Annotated in this window: 13 protein-coding genes; 7 read left to right on the top strand and 6 right to left on the bottom strand. The window is 39.4% G+C overall.

Annotated elements, in window-relative coordinates:
- Nucleotides 1-164: 164 nt before the first annotated feature.
- Both OC457_RS11830 and gltB read right to left on the bottom strand, forming a co-directional pair.
- Nucleotides 165-1,631: a glutamate synthase subunit beta gene (locus tag OC457_RS11830; RefSeq protein WP_080176259.1), complete on the bottom strand. Its 1,467-nt coding sequence runs from the start codon at nucleotides 1,629-1,631 to the stop codon at nucleotides 165-167.
- Entirely contained in the window at nucleotides 1,624-6,171 is a 4,548-nt protein-coding gene (gltB, locus tag OC457_RS11825) for a glutamate synthase large subunit (protein WP_080176258.1), read from the bottom strand. Before gltB ends, OC457_RS11830 begins: the two co-directional genes overlap by 8 nt.
- Before the next feature lie 520 nt (nucleotides 6,172-6,691).
- Between gltB and OC457_RS11820 the strand changes: the two genes are divergently transcribed.
- Nucleotides 6,692-7,639, top strand: coding sequence for a TIGR01212 family radical SAM protein (locus OC457_RS11820; RefSeq protein WP_080176257.1), 948 nt, complete (start codon nucleotides 6,692-6,694; stop codon nucleotides 7,637-7,639).
- Nucleotides 7,640-7,781: 142 nt separating this feature from the next.
- Nucleotides 7,782-10,139, top strand: a complete 2,358-nt coding sequence (arcB, locus tag OC457_RS11815) for an aerobic respiration two-component sensor histidine kinase ArcB (protein WP_080176256.1) — start codon at nucleotides 7,782-7,784, stop codon at nucleotides 10,137-10,139.
- 62 nt (nucleotides 10,140-10,201) lie between these two features.
- Here arcB and arcA read toward each other — a convergent pair whose 3' ends face one another.
- On the bottom strand, nucleotides 10,202-10,921 hold the full coding sequence (gene arcA / locus OC457_RS11810; RefSeq protein WP_036796042.1) for a two-component system response regulator ArcA: 720 nt from the start codon (nucleotides 10,919-10,921) through the stop codon (nucleotides 10,202-10,204).
- Nucleotides 10,922-11,530: 609 nt separating this feature from the next.
- On the opposite strand from arcA, the gene OC457_RS11805 reads away from it, so the two are divergent.
- Nucleotides 11,531-12,475, top strand: a complete 945-nt coding sequence (locus tag OC457_RS11805; RefSeq protein ID WP_262054059.1) for an IS1595-like element ISPma1 family transposase — start codon at nucleotides 11,531-11,533, stop codon at nucleotides 12,473-12,475.
- Between the two features lie 87 nt (nucleotides 12,476-12,562).
- Nucleotides 12,563-13,066, top strand: coding sequence for a putative 4-hydroxy-4-methyl-2-oxoglutarate aldolase (locus OC457_RS11800; RefSeq protein ID WP_080175138.1), 504 nt, complete (start codon nucleotides 12,563-12,565; stop codon nucleotides 13,064-13,066).
- Here OC457_RS11800 and OC457_RS11795 read toward each other — a convergent pair.
- Both OC457_RS11795 and aceK read right to left on the bottom strand, forming a co-directional pair.
- On the bottom strand, nucleotides 13,049-13,525 hold the full coding sequence (locus tag OC457_RS11795) for a hypothetical protein (protein ID WP_080175137.1): 477 nt from the start codon (nucleotides 13,523-13,525) through the stop codon (nucleotides 13,049-13,051). The genes OC457_RS11800 and OC457_RS11795 overlap by 18 nt on opposite strands.
- Nucleotides 13,526-13,671: 146 nt before the next feature.
- Nucleotides 13,672-15,423, bottom strand: coding sequence for a bifunctional isocitrate dehydrogenase kinase/phosphatase (gene aceK, locus OC457_RS11790; protein ID WP_080175136.1), 1,752 nt, complete (start codon nucleotides 15,421-15,423; stop codon nucleotides 13,672-13,674).
- Between the two features lie 428 nt (nucleotides 15,424-15,851).
- On the opposite strand from aceK, the gene thrA reads away from it, so the two are divergent.
- From thrA to thrC, 3 genes are read left to right on the top strand one after another with little or no spacing between them, the layout of a single operon-like run.
- A complete protein-coding gene (gene thrA, locus OC457_RS11785; protein WP_080175135.1) occupies nucleotides 15,852-18,311 on the top strand; it encodes a bifunctional aspartate kinase/homoserine dehydrogenase I in 2,460 nt (819 codons plus the stop codon).
- Between the two features lies 1 nt (nucleotide 18,312).
- The gene (thrB, locus tag OC457_RS11780; protein ID WP_080175134.1) at nucleotides 18,313-19,269 is read left to right on the top strand and encodes a homoserine kinase; all 957 of its coding nucleotides are present in this window, start codon (nucleotides 18,313-18,315) and stop codon (nucleotides 19,267-19,269) included.
- 2 nt (nucleotides 19,270-19,271) lie between these two features.
- Nucleotides 19,272-20,564: a threonine synthase gene (gene thrC / locus OC457_RS11775; protein ID WP_080175133.1), complete on the top strand. Its 1,293-nt coding sequence runs from the start codon at nucleotides 19,272-19,274 to the stop codon at nucleotides 20,562-20,564.
- A 101-nt stretch (nucleotides 20,565-20,665) separates the two neighbouring features.
- On the opposite strand, the gene grcA is transcribed toward thrC, so the two are convergent.
- Complete coding sequence (gene grcA, locus OC457_RS11770) at nucleotides 20,666-21,043, bottom strand: autonomous glycyl radical cofactor GrcA (protein ID WP_080175132.1); 378 nt, start codon at nucleotides 21,041-21,043, stop codon at nucleotides 20,666-20,668.
- Nucleotides 21,044-21,367 lie beyond the last annotated feature (324 nt).

Below are 21,367 nucleotides of genomic sequence, written 5' to 3'. Positions count from 1 at the left end.
TGTTATAACACTAGATTACAGCAACAAAGCAGACTGCTGGTGGGTTTTAAGAGAGAGGGGGGATTACATTAGCGAAGTAAATAATCTTCTGAGCTGTAATAAATAAAAGCCAGCGTTAATGAGCTGGCTTTAAAATTTTTAATGGGATCAAACAACAATAAAGTTTAAGAAAGCATTAATGAATTTGCTTTTGCTTCGAGATGAGAGTTCCCCATCAAGTAGCTATCAATCACTCGTGCTGATTCTCGACCTTCATTAATACAGCGTACGACTAGTGATTGTCCTGTTCGCATATCCCCAGCGGCAAACACTCCTGCTTGACTTGTTGCGAAATGTTGAGTGGCAACATTACCGCGTTCATCAAGTTGAATATTTAATTGGGCTAATACACCCGTTGGCTCAGGGTGGAGAAAGCCCATCGCTAAGAAGGCCATATCACAAGCAATGATACGTTCAGTTCCTGCAATTTCTTCAAAGCTAGGTCTTTCACCCAGTTTGGCGTCTTGCCAAGCAATATCTGCAATTCGTAGCCCTTTGACATTGCCGTTACCATCATCAATAAATTCTTTGGTGAGAATATTCCAATAACGATCACAGCCTTCTTCATGCGAAGTCGATGTTTTCATTATCATTGGGTATGACGGCCATGGCTGATTCGCTGGGCGCTTTTCTGGCGGTAATGGCATGATCTCAACTTGGGTGATACTTGCTGCACCATGACGGTTTGAAGTACCCACACAGTCAGAGCCCGTATCACCGCCGCCAATAACAACCACATGCTTGTCTTTTGCATAGATTGCTGCTGTTTTTAAATCCATATCGTTTGCACGACGGTTATTTTGCGCTAAAAAGTCCATCGCAAAATGAACCCCATTAAGCTCACGTCCTGGAATTGGTAAATTACGTGGTACGGTTGAGCCGCCTGTTAGCAAAATAACATCAAATTCTTGACGTAATTGTTGAGCATTAATATCGACCCCGATATGGGCATTGACTTCAAATTTGACTCCAGCTTGCGCCATAAGGTCGATTTTACGATCAATAATATCCATACCGAGCTTAAAGTCGGGAATTCCAAATCGCAGTAAGCCACCGACTTTTTCATCTCGCTCAAATACAGTCACAGTATGGCCAGCACTGTTTAATTGCTCGGCTGCTGATAATCCCGCAGGACCTGAACCAATAATGGCAATGGTTTTTCCTGTGCGTGAACGGGGTGTTTTAGGTTTGGCATAACCGTTACGATAAGCAGTTTCAACAATGGTTTTTTCAATATTACAGATAGTGATTGGATCTTGATTGATGCCAAGCACACAGCCACTTTCACAAGGGGCTGGGCACACTCGTCCTGTAAATTCAGGGAAGTTATTGGTGGAACTTAAAATGTTCCATGCTTCTTCCCAGCTATCACGATAAACCGCATCGTTGAACTCAGGAATAATATTGCCAATCGGACACGCGTTATGACAAAACGGTACTCCACAATCCATACAACGTGATGCTTGTTCTTGAATTTTATCGCCAAATTCTTCGTTAAGAACAAACTCTTTGTTATTCTGAATACGAACACTTGGATCTAACTTACCTGGCAGTTCGCGACCAAATTCTAAAAATCCCGTAGGCTTACCCATTGATGGCCTCCAACGTTTCCTTGTTGTGAGTGGCAGCTTGACGCTGTTGTAATACGGCTTTGTAATCCCTTGGCATTACTTTTCTTATCTGACTGAGATTAGCCTCAAAGTTAGACAAGAATAGTTCTGCAACCGTACTGCCCGTTAATTCAATATGTTTGGTTAGCATATCAAGTAGCAGTGCTTTATCTTCAGTTTCGATTGGATCTAAATCGACTAATTCTGCATTAAGTTTGGTTTCAAAATCACCAAATTGATCCCACACATAGGCAACACCCCCACTCATACCTGCGGCAAAGTTTCGTCCTGTTGGACCAAGAATAATTGCAACGCCTCCTGTCATGTATTCACAGCCATGATCGCCGATCCCCTCAACGACAACTTTAGCGCCAGAATTACGAACACAGAAACGCTCACCCGCAAGGCCGCGAATATAAGATTCACCGGAGGTTGCACCGTAGAAACATACATTACCAACGACAATATTATCTTCGGCAATAATGTCCGATTGACGATCAGGGTAGAGCACTAATGTACCGCCTGAAAGTCCTTTACCCCAGTAGTCATTAGCATCACCTTCAACTGTAAATTGAACCCCTTTGGCAAGGAATGCGCCAAAACTCTGACCGGCTGAACCATTAAATTTAACCGTCATTGGCTGTGGTAAGCCTTGGTCTTTATACACTTTAGATATTTCATTGGATAACATCGTACCGACACTACGATCTGTATTAATGATCGGTAATTGCATGGTGACGGTTTCACCTTTTGTCAGCGCAGGTTGAGCAAACTCAATCAAAGTACGATCAAGCACATGCTCTAAACCGTGATCTTGCTGACGTTGGTTGTAAATTCCATCTTCAGCACGTGGTGGTTGAATGTGCAGTACCGGGCTAAGATCAAGGTTCTTATATTTCCAGTGACCGATATCATCACGTAGTTTTAACTTATGTGCTTGGCCAACCATTTCATCGATAGTGCGGAAACCGAGTTCAGCCATCACTTCACGTAAACCTTGAGCCATGTATTGGAAGAAGGTAACGACATCTTCTACGCGGCCATCAAAACGCTCACGTAGGGTTTTATTTTGAGTGGCAATGCCAACTGGACAGGTGTTTTTATGACACTTACGCATCATAATACAGCCTTCAACAACTAAGGCGGCAGTTGCAACGCCCCATTCTTCTGCGCCAAGTAAAGTAGCAATAGCAAGGTCGCGCGGAGTTTTCATTTGGCCATCAGACTGCACCACAATACGATTACGTAAGCCATTTTTAAGTAGAGTTTGATGTGTTTCTGCCAAGCCAAGTTCCCACGGTAAACCGGTGTGGCGAATTGATGACATTGGTGATGCACCAGTACCGCCATCAAAGCCAGCAATAAGCACCACATCGGCTTTGGCTTTGGCAACACCTGAAGCAATGGTGCCTACGCCTGCTTCTGAAACTAATTTGACGTTAACACGACCAGCACGGTTGGCATTTTTCAAATCATAGATCAGCTGGGCTAAATCTTCGATGGAATAAATATCGTGGTGAGGCGGCGGTGAAATTAAGCCAACTCCAGGGGTTGAGTGGCGGGTTGCACCGATCCAATCATCGACTTTATCACCCGGTAGTTGACCACCTTCACCAGGTTTTGCGCCTTGTGCCATTTTAATTTGCAGTTCAGCAGCATTAGTTAAGTAGTATGAGGTAACCCCAAAACGACCTGATGCTACTTGTTTGATTGCCGAACGTTCCCAGTCGCCATTATCTTTTTTATCAAAACGAATCGGATCTTCACCACCTTCGCCTGAGTTAGATTTAGCGCCAATACGGTTCATGGCAACGGCTAGAGTTGAGTGTGCTTCATAAGAAATTGAACCAAAACTCATCGCCCCTGTTGCGAAACGCTTAAGAATATTTTCAATCGGCTCGACGTCATCAAGTGCAATTACCCCTGCTGGGTTGCTGACAAAATCTAATTGACTACGCAATGTGGCAGCGTTGTCACCTTGATCATCGACCGCTTTAGCATATTGCTTAAATTGAATGTAATCTTTTTCGCGAGTAGATTGTTGCAGTAACGAAATGGTTTCAGGGTTAAATAGGTGTTTTTCACCACGTTGTTTCCATTGATAAACACCACCCACATCAAGAATTTGTACTGGAATTTCACGGGTTGGGTAACCAACACGGTGACGCACTAACACTTCTTGAGCAATATCATCGATGGTTAGCCCTTGAATACGAGTAACCGTTCCGGTGAAATATTTATCAACCACCGCTTTGCTGATGCCAAGAGCTTCAAAAATTTGTGCGCCATGGTAAGACTGCAGCGTTGAAATACCCATTTTAGAAAAAATCTTTAGCAGTCCGCCGTTAACACCTTTGCGGTAGTTATTAAATAAGGTATCTGTTGGCAATTGTGGATCAAGCTTACGTTTATGCTGAAGATCAACCAGTGTTTCTGTGACTAAGTAAGGGTTAATTGCATTAGCGCCATAACCAATTAAAGTCGCAAAGTGGTGAGTTTCACGTGCATCACCTGTTTCAACTACGATGTCACACTTGGCTCGTAGACCTTTACGAATCAGATGATGATGAACCGCGCCGACAGCAAGCATTGCAGGAATAGCTGCATGGTTAGAGTTAACCGCACGGTCAGTCAAAATAATGATCGAGTAGCCATCAATAACGGCATCTTCAGAATACTGACAAATACGTTTTAGTGCGCGATCAAGTTTGCCTTGTTCCCCACTGGCTCGAAATACAATATCCAATGTTTTTGATTGCAGGTGTTCATTATCAATGGCACGAATTTTTTCTAATTCAGCATTAGACAGTACGGGGGATTCAAGCTCAACTTTATGACAATGCTCAGCTGTTTCTGTGAGCAGGTTTTGATCTTTACCTAAGTAGGTATTGAGTGACATCACCATTCGTTCACGAATAGGATCGATGGGTGGGTTGGTCACCTGCGCAAAAAGCTGTTTAAAGTAATTGGACAAATGTTGTGATTGATGTGATAGCACAGCTAATGGCCAGTCGGCCCCCATAGCACTCAGTGGTTCATAACCAACCTTCGCGAGCGGCACTATAATGTCATTAACTTCTTCTGAACTAACACCAAAAGCTTGTTGATGATGTAACAAACGTTCAGGGGTTGGCTGGTGATACATATTGTCGGCATCGGGGAGTGTTTTCAGTGTTAAGAGATTATCTTTTATCCATTGCTCATACGGTTGTGAGGCCGCGATACTGTCTTTAACTTCTTCATCTGAAATAATACGACCTTGTTCAAGATCGGCAACGAAGATTCGTCCTGGTTGTAAACGACCGCGAAATTGTACATTTTCAGGTTCAATTTTTACTACGCCAGATTCTGATGCCATAATCAGAAAATCATCTTTAGTGACTGTATAACGTGATGGACGTAAACCATTACGATCTAATGTGGCTCCGACTTGTACCCCGTCAGTAAAACATACTGATGCAGGGCCATCCCATGGCTCCATAATATTGGCATGATACTGATAAAAAGCACGACGCTTAGGATCCATACTGGTATTTTCTTGCCATGCTTCTGGAATCAGCATCATTAGTGCATGTGGCAAACTACGCCCCGAGAGCACTAATAGCTCAAGAGCCATATCAAAGTTAGATGAATCTGAACTACCTTCCTGACAGATTGGCAGTAACATACTGATTTCTTGAGGGCTAAATAAGTCCGACTCAAGAATTGCTTCGCGAGCTTTCATCCAGTTAAGGTTGCCGCGAACAGTATTAATCTCACCATTATGAGCAATATAACGGAAAGGTTGCGCTAATCGCCAGCGAGGGAAAGTGTTGGTTGAAAAACGGGAGTGCACTAACGCTAAAGCGGTTACCATTGATGGATTTCGTAAATCAAGGAAGTACTGCGGCACTTGGGCTGTCGTTAATTGACCCTTATAGACTAAGGTTTTATAAGACAGTGAGTTGATGTAGAAGTCATCACCAATATTGGATACGCTTTCTAAACATACGCGTACGGTGTAGTTACGCAATACGTAAAGTTTACGTTCTAATACCGCAGGGTCTAAATTTGCACCGCCTGTAATAAAAACGTGTTCAAATTGAGGTTCGGTACTGAGAGGATCTTCTCCAATCATTGAATTATCGACCGGAAGAACGCGATAACCAATAATTTCTAGATCAAGACGTTTAGCATTACGCTCAAGAATATCACGGCATTGCTGACGTTTATGTTCATCTTTTGGAAACAGTACGACTCCCACACCATATTGTGCGAAAGCGGGTAACTTAATCCCTAGTTTAACGGTTTCTTCTAATAAAAATTCGTGGGGTTTTTGCAGTAATATTCCGGCACCATCACCACTGCTTGGATCACAACCCTGACCACCACGGTGTTCCATACGCGCGAGCATATCGAGAGCTTGGGTGACAATTTGATGTGATTTGCGGTTTTTAAGGTGGGCAACAAAGCCGATGCCACAAGCATCGTGCTCTAATTCAGGCACATAAAGTCCCTGAGTGCTAAGCTCTTGAGCTGTCATAGATACATCCTTCCAGTTACATCAAGCCATATTCCTAAGGCTTGGTTATCCCTAATTTATTTTCACAATCAATGCACATTGAGATGGACTCCTGTCCTGCGTCATTGAACGTGTGTTTGTGACGATGAAATTGGCTTTATTCACAAACTTAATTCTGTTGTATTACGATAATGAGTAACAAAACACGTTACTTATGGCTCAATAACCATATTAATCACGCTAAAGCAGCATAATTGTAGGGCTTTTTTTGTTCACAAATTGCACACAAGTGTCACCATCCTACAATTTTGATACATTAATTACCAATAAAAATTAACATAGTGAATGCATAAATGGATCATATTAAAATACAATTATGCTGCTTAAATGTACGTTTAAAGTGAGGACCAAATATTCTTAGAGAGGGGTTCTTTGTCTTAGCACAACCTACATTATTATGATTGATGCTATGTTGCGGCTCTTTTGTTTATTGGTCTGCGTTGACGTAGATTATTCATTGTTTTAAACGCTAGGTAATACCATGCAATTACATCAACTCGTCAATACTTTTGGGCAAGACCTTCAACATCGTTATGGAGAGAAAGTTCATAAACTTACCTTGCACGGTGGTTTTAGCTGTCCTAATCGTGATGGCACTATTGGGCGCGGAGGTTGTACATTTTGTAATGTGGCATCATTTGCCGATGAAAATAATCAGTTTGTCCCCATTCAACAACAATTAACAGCTCGTGCTGGAGAGATCCATCGTGCAAAACGTTATTTAGCCTACTTTCAGGCTTACACCAGCACTTATGCGGAAGTTCAAAGTTTAAAAACGATGTATGAACAAGCATTAACATCTGCTGATATTGTTGGTTTATGTGTGGGGACTCGCCCTGATTGTGTACCTGATACCGTCTTAGAATTACTTGCTGGTTATGTAGAACAAGGCTATGAAATTTGGCTTGAGTTAGGTTTACAAACTGCGAATGATAAAACCCTTAAACGAATTAATCGTGGTCATGATTTTGCTTGTTACGCCGAAATTACTCAACGAGCTCGTGCATTAGGCATTAAAATTTGTACCCATTTAATTGTTGGATTGCCAGGTGACACTAAGGCCGATAATTTAATGACATTACAAAAAGTTGTCGACGTTGGTGTTGATGGAATTAAATTACATCCATTACATATTGTTGAAGGCAGCAAAATGGGACAAGCTTTTAAAGCGGGGCGATTGCAACCGATCAGCATTGAGACTTATACCGATATTGCCAGTGAAATGATTCGATTCACTCCGCCTGATGTTATTTATCACCGTGTTGCGGCAAGTGCGCGCCGACCAACATTATTAGCGCCTATGTGGTGTGAGAATCGATGGTTAGCAATGGTAGAGATTGAACGGATCCTTGATAAACAAGGTGGACAAGGCAGTGGATTAGATAATCCTTTCGTGTATCAATTACCGATATTACATAATAAGGATTAAATGAAGCCTACTTTAAAGTAGGCTTTTTTGTGCGCCATAATAAAACTTTACTGTTTTCGCTTAGGTACTGACTGCGAGAGCGATTATTATTAATAACAATATTCGCCATGGTGGCGAGGTTGTTTTTTATTGGTATTCAGTGATGAAACAAGTCAAAATTTTAGCCCAATTTTATGTCGATCTATTAGTAAAGTTAGGTATTTTTCGTTTTAGCTTATTATTAGCAGCAGCATTAGTTGCATTAGCGTTAGTTGTACAAATTAGCGTAACTCTATTATTGCATGGAACAATGCGTGATGTTGAAATTATACGTTCAGTAACGTTTGGTTTATTTATCACGCCATGGGCGGTGTATTTTTTATCCGTGGTGGTTGATCAATTAGAAGATTCACGCCAAAGATTATCTAAATTAGTGACTAAACTTGAACAAATGCGTGCGCGCGATATGGAGCTAAATCAGCAGTTACAAGCAAATATTTCGCAGCTTAATTCTGAAATTGAAGAGCGAGAGAAAGCAGAAGAAGCGCGCGAAGAAGCAATGCAAGATTTAGAAAATGAAGTTTATCAGCGTGAAAATGCACAATTAGCAGTTGCTGAAAAAAGCGCATTATTGAAATCGTTTTTAGATGCTTCGCCAGATCTGATTTACTACCGCAACGAGAAAAATCAGTTTTCTGGTTGTAATCGCGCGATGGCTGAATTGGTTGGTAAGAGCGAAAAAGAATTAGTGGGGTTAACACCATGGGATGTTTATCCTGCAGAAGTTGCTAAACGTATTCTGAAAACTGACCAAGAATTATTTGACGATAATACTGCCATGACGGATGAACAGTGGTTGGATTATCCTAATGGTAGAAAGGCTCTCTTTGAATTGCGTAAAGTGCCACTTTATGATCGAAATGGTAAACGTTTAGGGTTGATGGGCTTTGGACGTGATATTACCGAGCGCAAAAAATATGAAGACGCATTAGAAAAAGCCAGCAGTGATAAAACGGCATTTATTTCGACAATTAGTCATGAATTACGTACGCCGTTAAATGGTATTGTAGGTTTAAGTCGTATGTTATTAGAAACTGAGTTAACCGATGAGCAACGTGGTTATTTACGTACTGTTCATGTTAGCGCGATTACTTTAGGTAATATTTTTAATGATATTATCGATTTAGATAAATCAGATCGTCGTCGTTTAGAGTTGTTACCTCAGCCATTAGATTTCCACGAGTTTATTGAAGATATTGGTAATATTTCACAATTAATGGCTGAGCAAAAAGGATTACGATTTAATTTAGAGTATCTAACTGATCTTCCAAAAAATATTGAAGTTGATAGTACGCGATTACGACAAGTATTGTGGAATTTGATTGGTAATGCGACCAAATTCACTAAACAAGGTGGCGTTGTGTTGTCAGTGAGTAGTGAAGTTTATGATCATGAAGCGAATATTATTTTTGAAGTAGAAGATAGTGGTATTGGTATTCCTAAAACTGAAATTGATAATATCTTTGCAATGTATTATCAGGTCCAACAAGGTGGTGATAATTTACATGCGGTCGGTACTGGTATTGGTTTAGCGGTTTCACAACAATTAGTTCACTTGATGGGAGGGAATATTCGTGTTGATTCTGAAGTCGGCATTGGTAGTACATTTACCGTTAGAATTAAAGTGCCATTAGTTGAAACAGTTGTTGAAGATCATCTTGTGACTGAGGTGCGCCCAGAAATGAGCGGCTTAAGTATTTTTATGGTCGAAGATATTGAGTTGAATATTGTGGTCGCAAAATCATTGCTTGAACGCTTAGGGCATGAGGTTACGGTTGCAATGCGTGGTGATCAAGCATTAGCGATGTTTAAACCAGAAGATTATGATTTAGTATTATTAGATATTCAGTTACCCGATATGACTGGATTTGATATCGCTCAAAAATTACGTGAACAATATCAAGATCTACCAGCATTAGTCGCACTAACGGCTAATGTTGTTAATGATAAAACGGAATACCTTACTAAAGGTATGGATGAAGTACTGAATAAGCCATTAAGTGTTAAAGCTATTACCAGTGTGATTGAAAATCTTGTTTTAAGTTGCAGTGATGAAGTTGAATCGATAACGCTGGATGATGCAGGTAAAGATAATATTACGCATAACGGTATGGTTGATACATTATTAGATTTAGAAATGTTGACTTCATACGTTGATATTGTTGGTACCGAACCGGTATATACCAGTATTGAGATGTTTGAGAAAATGATGCCTGATTATCTTGCTATTCTAGACTCAAATATGACAGCTAAAGATCAAGATGGAATTAAATTTGAAGCACATAAGATCAAAGGTGCTGCGGGATCTATTGGACTGAAACATATTCAGCAAGTAGCACAAAAAGCACAATCACCTGAATTACCTGCGTGGTGGGAAAATATTAATGATTGGGTTGATGAGATAAAATACAGTTATCAAGATGATATAACTGTACTCAAAACATGGCTAAGCCAGCAATAATGAGCAATAAAAAAGGCGACCATTGGTCGCCTTTTTGTTTTACTGTTAGCTGGGAAAAGAGATTACTCTTCGCCTAAATCACCACAAAAGCGGTAACCTTCACCATGAATAGTTGCAATAATTTCTGGAGTATCTGCAACTGATTCAAAATGCTTACGGATGCGACGAATAGTTACATCAACAGTACGATCATGTGGCTTAAGCTCACGACCCGTCATTTTCTTTAGTAAATCAGCGCGTGTTTGAATTTTACCTGGGTTCTCACAGAAGTGCAGCAGAGCACGAAACTCAGAACGCGGTAATTTGAATTGTTCACCACTTGGGCTAACTAAAGAACGGCTATTGATTTCTAATGACCAACCATTGAACTCGTAACGCTCAACCAATTTTTTATCTTCAGTTGGAAGACCTTGGTTCATTGCTCGAGTTAATAGGTTACGCGCACGAATAGTTAATTCACGCGGGTTGAATGGTTTTGTGATGTAATCATCAGCACCAATTTCAAGACCTAAAATTTTATCAACTTCGTTATCACGGCCTGTTAAGAACATTAATGCCATATCACCTTGTTCGCGAAGCTCACGAGCAAGTAGAAGACCATTCTTTCCTGGAAGATTAATATCCATAATAACTAGATGCACAGGGTTTTCAGAAAGCATTTGGTGCATTTCTGCGCCATCATTTGCTTCGAATACAGTATAACCCTCTGCTTCAAAAATACTTTTCAGGGTGTTACGTGTTACGTGCTCGTCTTCTACAATCAGAATGTGAGGGGTTTGCATTTTGGCAGTACCTAATATCAGAAACTAAATCTGGTTAATCACAGAATAGTTAAATTCTATAAAAAAATTCACATATAGGCAAAATGTTCAAATAAACACTTTATTGTTACAACCTATGTGGTACACCATCCTTTCATTCAACATGTCTTAGATGTTGAAATCCCCCATAAAGCTTGGGGTGCTGGCTACAATCTCCCTGATAATGTAACAATTGTATTCACTTAACAGCTCGCTAACAATGTGGAGAGCTTATTTGATGTCGATTATTTATATATTTGTTGATTTATATCAAACAGCGAAAAAAGCAGTTGTTATATTCAAAGTTTAGTTAACTTTTATATCTAAGTAGATAAAAAGTGTCATGCTAGTAATCATAAGATACAAAATCTAATACCATTGACTAATATTTAAACTTAACGATAATAAAAAACACAACATATAGTTCATCTTTCTCTAAATATTGTAACAGTATCAGTTAGGGTTGGCACTCATTATGGGTGCGAGATATCAGTAAAAAAGATCTCATAAATTAACCTGATTACCACTATTTAACAGCCACTGTTAAATTATCTCCTATACTTTAAGATATTGAAGTATAGGAGTGACGTTATGCCTAAGAATTCAATCCAATTTCAGAAAGGCTTTTCTATACCCGAATTTATGCAAATGTATGGGACAGAAATTCAATGTAGAGAGCGTTTATTTAATATTCGATGGAAAAATGGTTACGTTTGCCCTACCTGTGCTTCTAAAAGTTATTGTGAACTTAAATCGCGGTCATTATATCAATGTAATAAGTGTCACCATCAGACATCATTGACGGCAGGTACTTTATTTTCCCATTCAAAATTACCGTTAACTACTTGGTTTTTAGCTATTTATCTCATCACACAAGATAAAAACAGTATTTCAGCATTAGAGCTAAAGCGTAAATTAGGGGTTTCTTATAACGCAGCATGGCGAATAAAACATAAGCTCATGCAAGTGATGAAAGAGCATGATGATAATCGAAAGTTAGGCAATATCGTGCAATTGGATGATGCATATATTGGAGGTAAACAAAAAGGAAAGCGAGGACGTGGTGCCAAAGGTAAAACACCTTTTGTATCAGCGATCTCTTTGAATGAAGAAGGTCATCCTATTTATATGCGGCTAAGTGTTGTTTCTTGTTTTAAAAAACAAGAAATTATAGATTGGGCTAAAAAGCATTTACAAGAAAAAACGTTAGTCATATCAGATGGTTTACCCTGTTTTAATGGTCTGTTAGCAGCAGATATTATTCATGGTTCATTACCAAAAAATGGTAAAGAACTTCACCAATATGAAGCTGCATTTTATTGGGTCGATACCATGATTGGTAACGTTAAAAATTCGATAAAAGGGACATATCACGCAATTAGAGAAAAGCATATTCCTCGTTATCTTGGTGAATTCTGTTTTCGATTTAATTATCGGTTTCGAGTTGAAGATATATTCAATACGCTAATTAAATGTGGTGCAAAATCACCACCGATGCCAGAGAAATTATTAACGCTGGCTGAGTCTCGGTGGTAATCAGGTAAATTAATATAGTCATTATGGTTGAGAAATACGGTCAATTTTGTCTTTTTTTATTTGTTTTATCGTGATGGGAGAAAGCTAATGAAGGATTTATTACCAGACTTATGTGATTACTATGCAGAAGATGTTCGTTTATTACCGCTAACATTACGCGATTATGGTTGTAAAACACCTTTTTGGGGACAAATAGTGACACTACGCTGTTTTGAAGATAATAGCTTAGTGCGTAATCTATTATCAATTGATGGTGGTGGTAAAGTTCTGTTTATTGATGGCCATGGCAGTTGTCGACGCGCATTATTAGGTGATCAGCTGGCATTATTAGCCATAAATAATAATTGGCAGGGAATTGTTGTTAATGGTGCTATCAGAGATGTTGAGACATTGGCACAATTACCATTAGGCATTAAAGCTCTTGCTGCGTGTCCAATAAAAACGGATAAGCGTCAAATGGGTGACGATAATGTCGTATTAAATATTGCAGATACTCTAATCTACCCAAATGATTATATTTATGCAGATTTAAATGGCATTATTTTGGCAAATAAAGAGCTAGATTTAAATGTATTAAAAACTGAATCCTAATCCTAGCTCAATGATTTTTTCAAGTTCAGCATAATCAACGGTTGCCCGTACATTAACTTTTTGAGATACATCATATTGACTACTCAGTTCTAGTCCTAAGGTCGTTTGGTTATTCACTGTTTCTGAAGTGATAGCACTATTTATACTGATTCGCGGTGATACGCTATATTTCACTCCAGAAGCTAATCCACTAGATGCTGGTTGAGAATCAGTGCTAGTTGTTAAATGAGTGCTAACATACAGTTGGGTATTATCAGTGACTGAGTAAGCATAACCGCTGTCTATTTGCCATATATCAAAACTTTGCTGATGTGATTGCGATGATAAAAACCATCCTGATGTTAGTTTTTTGCCTCCATCATACGTTAAGTTTGTTTCAATCACGGCTGCCGCTGATGCCGTTATTGGCATCATTAAAAAAGTAAGTAATCCCACTATACTTACACAATATTTGATCATACTTATTCCTATCACATCGACATTATTTAAAATGATAGGCCATATAGCGTTCGGTGTAAGTGTTATAAGTGATAAATATTCATCAAGTGGCGTATTACATGATAATAGCCACAATTTAGCCGCAATTTTCCTGTTTATTACAAGCGTTAGTTAAGATCATCTTTGTTAGTATTGTCTTTGTTAATATTAATATGTAGTCGATGACGATTTTGATAGGGAAAAACATCAGGATATAGTTCTTGATTGATATTATTCTGCAAATGCTGCCAATAGCTGGCCTCAAACAGATCTTGATGTAACTCATTAAATAGAGCTCTTACTTTAGGGTTGATCAGTAAAAAGGTACGAAATTCTTCTGGAAAAACATCATTAATTCCAACGCTATACCAAGGTTCAGCAGCCATTTCATCTTCAGGATAACGCGCAGCTGGAATCTTTCTAAAGTTCATTTCACTCATATAAGTAATTTCATCATAGTCATAAAACACCACGCGTTTATGGCGGGTTACGCCGAAGTTCTTAAATAGCATGTCACCTGGAAATATATTAGCGGCGGCTAATTGTTTAATTGCGTTACCATATTCATTTACAGCATGGCGGAGGTCAGCATCATTGGCTGTTTCAATGTAGATATTAAATGGGATCATTCGCCGTTCCATATACAGGTGTTCAATAATGACTTCATTATCGGTAAGGGTCACGATGGAAGGGGCGATAGTAAGTAGCTCTTGAATGAGTTCATCGCTAAATCGATGACGTGGAAAGCTAAAATGACGATATTCTTGTGTATCGGCCATTCTACCAACACGATCATGTTCTTTTACCAGTTGATATTTTTGTTTAACAACTTGCGGACTAATGTCTTTTTGTGGGGCGAATTTATCTTTAATTATTTTAAAAACAAAGTCATAAGACGGTAATGTAAACACGGACATTACCATGCCTTTTATTCCTGGAGCGATAATAAATTGGTCGTCTGAGTGTTCTAAATGATTCAAAAATTGGCGATAAAATTCTGTTTTTCCATGTTTTTGACACCCAATGGCAGTATAGAGTTCGGCTAAATTTTTATTGGGTAACAGTTGGGATAAAAAGCGCACTAACGCTGCGGGTGCTGGGCTGTAAACCATGAAATAAGAACGGGCAAATCCAAAAATAACACTGACATCATTAACGTTACAGATACCCGCATCCAGTAATAATTGACCATTTTGATTGAGTATTGGTAAGACTAAAGGGCGTGATTTCCCATTTGAAAAAGTGAGTTTTCCCACTAAATAAGCGGCTTTATTTCGATAAAAAGGTTCACGAATTTGCTCTAAGGTTAGTTGTGAATCAAGATCGGATCCTAGTTCGGTTTTTAAATGGTTAACAAGCAGTTGAATGTCTCGTTGTTTATCATTCCACTCTAAAGTAAATGGTTGATCATCGAGCATTCTTTCTATCATTGCCGCGATTGTTGTTTGAACACGATAATGACGGGTTAATGTACTAGGATATGTGGGAATTCGGTGCTGTTGTGAGCTGTGAACGAAGATATTATCGCGGTTAATATTACGGTGTTTGAAAATGCGGCAGTAAACAGAATTAAAAAAACTTTCCGCAATATCATAACGTGGATAATCAACGAGTAAATCTTGGTAAGCTAATTTTACCGCGATTAGGCATATCTGATTTGCATATTGACCACCCAACATAATTTGAATTTGGTTAGTCACTAATTCAACGTGATGATCATAAAAACTGATTCGGGTTTTTAATGCTTGATGGATTTTAGCCCACTGTTGGTGCTCAAATCGTTGTTGAGCTTCGGCTGTTACGTCAAGAAAACGGCCGAACATGGCATCAGAGCCTTGTAAAATCGTATGCGCTATCAGTGATTCCATCGCTGCACTCATCAGTCAGTCCTTAATGATGATAATTTTATTCACTATTATTTACTATGCAATGCTCTGTAGCGTACTGCAAATATTATTGTTGTTTTTTTGAGCGTTAAAATACGTGTGCTGAGCCGATAAGACCAGGTAATTATTATGTGATAATTGTAAAAACTTTATTGACTATATATTACGATCCATGTAATCGTAAGGTAACAGCGTATAAAGAGAAATTGCAGTTATGGCAAATATATCCCGTATAACTATCACCACAACCATGATTATTACCATTAACATTACCGGTGTTGGTGCGGGCTGATATACGCAAAATTATAACAAGCCCGCAACTCATAAAAGAGCTGCGGGCTTTTTTTTAAATTTAAATTTATCAATGTTGAGTAATATTTGTTGTCGACAAATAGTTCAGGATGACCACTCAGGAGTAGGGAATGCGAGTATTTAAATTTGGCGGATCGTCACTAGCAGATGCAGAACGATTTTTAAGAGCGGCAGATATTATTGCCAGTAATGCAAAACAAGGCGAAGTTGCAGTGGTGTTGTCAGCACCCGGAAAAGTAACTAATAATTTAGTCGCAGTGATTGAAAGTGCTGTGACTACAGGTAATGCCACTCAACAAATAGTGACCCTAGAGAGTGTATTTAATGAACTATTTACCGGTCTTAAAGTACTTGAGCCGGCTTTTGACCAACAATTATTAGAGGCAAAATTAGCAACAACTATTGAGCAATTACAGCAATATGTACATGGAATCAGATTATTAGGATTATGCCCTGATAATGTGTACGCCAAAGTAATCAGTAAAGGTGAGCGGTTATCGATTGCGACAATGAAGTCGTTATTAGAAGCTAAAGGTCAAGCTGCTAGTTTGATTGACCCGTTACACTATTTACATGCTGATGGTAATTACCTTGAAGCCCATGTCGATATTGAGATTTCAACGCAGAATTTTATTAATAATCCATTGCCGACGGGACATGTTTGTATTATGCCTGGTTTTACTGCGGGTAATTCTCGAGGAGAGTTAGTCACATTAGGACGTAATGGTTCTGACTATTCAGCGGCGGTTTTAGCGGCTTGTTTACGTGCTGATTGTTGTGAAATTTGGACTGATGTTGATGGCGTTTATAGCTGCGATCCACGGCTGGTTCCTGATGCTCGATTATTGAAATCGTTAAGTTATCAAGAAGCGATGGAATTATCTTATTTTGGAGCATCTGTTTTACATCCAAAAACGATAGCACCTATTGCACAATTTCAGATCCCTTGCTTGATTAAAAATAGCTTTAATCCTCAAGGTGCTGGCACCTTAATTGGTCAAGATACTGGCGAAGATAAGCTGGATATCAAAGGGATCACCACCTTAAAAGATCTAACCATGGTCAACGTTTCAGGGCCTGGAATGAAAGGGATGGTTGGTATGGCTGCTAGGGTCTTTGGTGCTATGTCGACCGCAGGTGTATCAGTGGTATTGATCACTCAGTCATCATCTGAATACAGCATTAGTTTCTGTATTGAAACCGCTGATAAAGTTGCAGCTAGAGCAGCATTAATTGCCAGCTTTGAACTTGAATTAAAAGAAGGTTTACTTGAGCCTGTTGAGTTTAGTGATGATTTATCGATTGTGACGTTAGTGGGCGATGGTATGCGAACTTCTCATGGTATTGCATCTCGTTTCTTCACTGCATTGGCTGAGGTAGATGTCAATATTGTAGCAATTGCCCAAGGCTCTTCTGAGCGTGCTATCTCCGCAGTTATTCCACAAAACAAAGTTTCTGAGGCGGTTAAAGCCTGTCATGAAAACTTATTTAATAGCCAGCATACGTTAGATGTATTTGTGGTGGGTGTTGGGGGCGTTGGTGGCGAGCTGATCGACCAAATTCACCGTCAGCAACAAAAACTCGCTCAAAAAGGGATTGTGATTCGTGTCTGTGGTATGGCTAACAGTAAAGGCTTATTACTTGAAAGTAATGGCTTTATGCTTGATAGCTGGCGTGATCTGATGGGAGCGGTGAATGAACCACTTCAGTTACAGCGTATGGTTGAATTAGTCCGCCATAACCATATTATTAATCCGGTTATTATTGATTGTACGTCTGATCAAACCATTGCAGAGCAATACGCTGATTACTTAGCGGCAGGTTTTCACGTTATTACACCCAATAAAAAAGCCAATACAGCCAGCATGGCGTACTACCAACAGTTGCGTCAAGCTGCGCGAGTCGGTCATCGTAAATTTATGTATGACACTACCGTTGGTGCTGGTTTACCCGTTATTGAAAACTTACAAAACTTACTGGCCGCGGGTGATGAATTAGTACGTTTCTCCGGTATTTTATCTGGCTCTCTGTCTTATATTTTTGGCAAGTTAGATGATGGTATGAGTTTTAGTGAAGCAACGACTGTTGCGCGTAATAATGGCTTTACTGAGCCAGATGCACGTGATGATCTTTCGGGTATGGATGTTGCCCGTAAGTTGTTGATTTTAGCCCGTGAAGCAGGGTTAGAATTAGAACTTGAAGATGTTGTGGTTGAGCAAGCATTACCACCGGGTTTTGATGCATCAGGATCTGTTGATGAATTTATGGCACGGTTACCACAAGCTGATGCTTATTTTGCTGAATTAGCAGCAGAAGCAGCAAAAGAAGATAAAGTATTACGTTATGTCGGTGAGATTGATAACGGTAATTGTAATGTTAAAATTGTTGCGGTTAACCCAGATGATCCAATGTTTAAAATTAAAGATGGTGAAAATGCACTGGCGTTTTATAGCCGCTATTACCAACCAATTCCACTAGTGTTACGTGGTTATGGCGCAGGTACTGAAGTGACTGCAGCTGGTGTATTTGCTGATTTAATGCGTACATTAGGTTGGAAGCGAGGTATCTAACATGAGTGTTGTTGTTTATGCTCCAGCATCGATTGGTAACGTAAGTGTTGGTTTTGATGTTTTAGGTGCTGCTGTTTCTCCTATTGATGGCTCTCTGTTAGGTGATCGAGTCGAGGTTACTGCTGGCACGGCAGCATTTAGTTTGCAGTGTGTCGGTGCTTTTGTTGATAAATTACCGCCGCAGGCAGAAGACAATATTGTTTATCGTTGCTGGCAAGTATTTGCGCGTGAACTTGATCATAAAGGGATCACTTTATTACCTGTTGCGGTCACACTAGAAAAGAACATGCCTATTGGTTCTGGTTTAGGTTCAAGTGCTTGCTCTATTGTGGCGGCCCTTGATGCTTTAAATCAATACCATCAACAACCGTTAACCCGTAATGAATTACTGACCTTAATGGGAGAAATGGAAGGCGAGGTTTCTGGCAGTGTGCATTACGATAATGTTGCTCCTTGTTTCTTGGGTGGTTTGCAATTTATGGTCCAAGAAATGGGGATTATTAGCCAAGAGATACCTTGTTTTGATAATTGGTATTGGGTTATGGCATATCCGGGAATTAAAGTGCCGACTGCAGAAGCTCGGGCAATTTTACCTGCACAATATCGGCGTCAGGATATTATTGCACACGGACGTTATCTGGGCGGATTTATCCATGCTTGTTATTCTCAGCAACCGCTGCTCGCCGCTAAAATGATCCATGATGTTGTGGCTGAGCCTTACCGTGAAAAATTATTACCTAACTTTAATCAAGCTCGAAAATATGCTTTAGAAGCGGGTGCGATTGCGAGTGGTATTTCGGGATCTGGACCGACGATGTTTAGTGTTTGTACTAATCTTGAAGTCGCACAGCGGTTAGCAAAATGGCTAGCCGATAATTATGTTCAAAATGATCAAGGATTTGTGCATGTTTGTCAGCTCGATAAACAAGGCGCAAAAGTTACAGGGAGTGAGCTATAACCATGAAGTTGTATAATCTTAAAGATCACCAACAGCAGGTATCATTTGGTCAGGCAGTACGCCAAGGTTTAGGTCGTCAACAAGGCTTGTTTTTTCCGGCACAATTACCACAATTAGGTGATATTGATACCTTACTTGCGATGGATTTTGTTAGCCGTAGTAGTAAGATTTTATCAGCCTTTATTGGCGATGAATTAAGTAGTGAAACTGTTACCCAAATGGTCGATAGTGCCTTTCAATTTCCCGCACCGCTGAGGCAAGTTAAATCAAATGTGTATGCATTAGAACTGTTTCATGGTCCGACATTAGCGTTTAAAGATTTTGGTGGCCGTTTTATGGCGCAATCTTTAGCGGCAGTAACCGATAGTGACGGTAAGATTACGATTCTAACAGCAACGTCGGGGGATACCGGTGCGGCAGTCGCTCATGCTTTTTATGGTATGGATAATATCCAAGTGGTGATTTTGTATCCCAAAGGAAAAATTAGTCCATTGCAAGAAAAGCTATTTTGTACACTTGGAAAAAATATTACTACCGTGGCGGTTAATGGTACTTTTGATGATTGTCAGGCGCTTGTTAAACAAGCCTTTGATGATGCAGAATTACGTGATGATATTGGTCTAAATTCAGCTAACTCAATTAATATCAGTCGCTTAATGGCACAAATTTGTTATTACTTTGAAGCTGTTTCTCAGTTATCAAAAGCTGAACGCGAGCAATTAGTCATTTCAGTGCCAAGTGGTAATTTCGGTAATTTGACGGCGGGTTTATTAGCTAAATCATTAGGTTTACCAGTTAAACGCTTTATTGCTGCAACCAATGTTAATGATACTGTTCCACGTTATTTACACACTGGAGAGTGGACGCCAAAGACAACTGTCGCCACTATTTCTAACGCGATGGATGTGAGCCAACCAAATAACTGGCCTCGGATTGAAGAGTTATGTCAGCTTAAAGGGTGGGGGCTAGATGAGTTAGGTTATGGTGCTGTGGATGATAAGCAAACAGCGATTACGTTAAAGCAGATGTATGCTGATGGTTATTTATGTGAGCCTCATGGCGCGATTGCTTATAACGTGCTTGAGCAACAACTAGCAGAAAATGAAACTGGATTATTTTTATGTACCGCACATCCGGCGAAATTTAAAGATGTGGTTGATACTATTTTAGCGACTGATATCGAGTTACCAGCACCGCTTGAGAAGCATAATGCACTACCGTTGTTATCATTGGATGCTGATAATAATTTTGCGACTATTAAGTCAATTTTATATTCGGTTCAACCTACGTTATAAGATAAAAACAGTAAAATTATGATATAAAAAAGGAGCCTTAAGGCTCCTTTTTTTATTACAGCATCTTGCTCAAATCAAGACTCTTACACTATGCCCAAAAATTATAGGCTGTTAGTGAAAGTACGAGCGATAACGTCTTGCTGTTGTTCAGTTGTTAGAGAGTTAAAACGTACAGCATAACCTGATACACGGATTGTTAGCTGTGGGTATTTCTCTGGGTGTGCAGCAGCATCTAGTAGTGTTTCACGCTTAAGAACGTTAACGTTTAGGTGTTGACCACCTTCGATTTTAGCTGGTGCTTCGATAGCTAGTTCACGGTACTCAATGTCACCAAGATCTGCTTGTGCGATAATTTGGTCAGCATCGTAGCTGCCAGGTGCACAAACACAACGCGCTTCATTAGACTCGCTATCTAGGATCCAGATTGAGTTTAGTAGATCATCGTTTGCTGCTTTAGTAATTTGAATACCAGTAATCATAACTTTTCTCCGAAAAAATTGTTGTTAATTTATTCATTTTTATATTGAGCTACTTATTATATATCTTTTAACGCGAATTCAGGTATTGATGTAGATCAAATTACTACAAAAAACCTTAAATATAATAAGGCTGTTTTATTGAGCTAAGTCAATCTAACTGCATTTTGCTGACTAATCAACTAAAATTATTAAATTTAAAAAATAAGTTGAATGTTATTTTGTTGTAAAATAACAACATTAAATGACGCAGTTATGATTATTTGGTGAGTCATTTATCATTTTTTATGGGTTTTTATGTTAAATGACGATGACGCTATTGATGCT

The sequence above is a fragment of the Photobacterium toruni genome (assembly GCF_024529955.1).
Taxonomy (GTDB): Bacteria; Pseudomonadota; Gammaproteobacteria; order Enterobacterales; family Vibrionaceae; genus Photobacterium; species Photobacterium toruni.
Note: the sequence above shows the minus strand (reverse complement) of the source record. Positions and strands in the feature narration are given on the sequence as shown.

Bases quoted from the DNA above. Each gene is read 5' to 3' on its own strand.
- thrB (WP_080175134.1), top strand. From the start codon at position 18,313: ATGAGTGTTGTTGTTTATGCTCCAGCATCGATTGGTAACGTAAGTGTT.
- OC457_RS11820 (WP_080176257.1), top strand. From the start codon at position 6,692: ATGCAATTACATCAACTCGTCAATACTTTTGGGCAAGACCTTCAACAT.
- gltB (WP_080176258.1), bottom strand. From the start codon at position 6,171: ATGACAGCTCAAGAGCTTAGCACTCAGGGACTTTATGTGCCTGAATTA.
- OC457_RS11805 (WP_262054059.1), top strand. From the start codon at position 11,531: ATGCCTAAGAATTCAATCCAATTTCAGAAAGGCTTTTCTATACCCGAA.
- grcA (WP_080175132.1), bottom strand. From the start codon at position 21,043: ATGATTACTGGTATTCAAATTACTAAAGCAGCAAACGATGATCTACTA.
- arcA (WP_036796042.1), bottom strand. From the start codon at position 10,921: ATGCAAACCCCTCACATTCTGATTGTAGAAGACGAGCACGTAACACGT.
- arcB (WP_080176256.1), top strand. From the start codon at position 7,782: ATGAAACAAGTCAAAATTTTAGCCCAATTTTATGTCGATCTATTAGTA.
- OC457_RS11830 (WP_080176259.1), bottom strand. From the start codon at position 1,631: ATGGGTAAGCCTACGGGATTTTTAGAATTTGGTCGCGAACTGCCAGGT.
- thrA (WP_080175135.1), top strand. From the start codon at position 15,852: ATGCGAGTATTTAAATTTGGCGGATCGTCACTAGCAGATGCAGAACGA.
- thrC (WP_080175133.1), top strand. From the start codon at position 19,272: ATGAAGTTGTATAATCTTAAAGATCACCAACAGCAGGTATCATTTGGT.
- OC457_RS11795 (WP_080175137.1), bottom strand. From the start codon at position 13,525: ATGATCAAATATTGTGTAAGTATAGTGGGATTACTTACTTTTTTAATG.
- aceK (WP_080175136.1), bottom strand. From the start codon at position 15,423: ATGAGTGCAGCGATGGAATCACTGATAGCGCATACGATTTTACAAGGC.
- OC457_RS11800 (WP_080175138.1), top strand. From the start codon at position 12,563: ATGAAGGATTTATTACCAGACTTATGTGATTACTATGCAGAAGATGTT.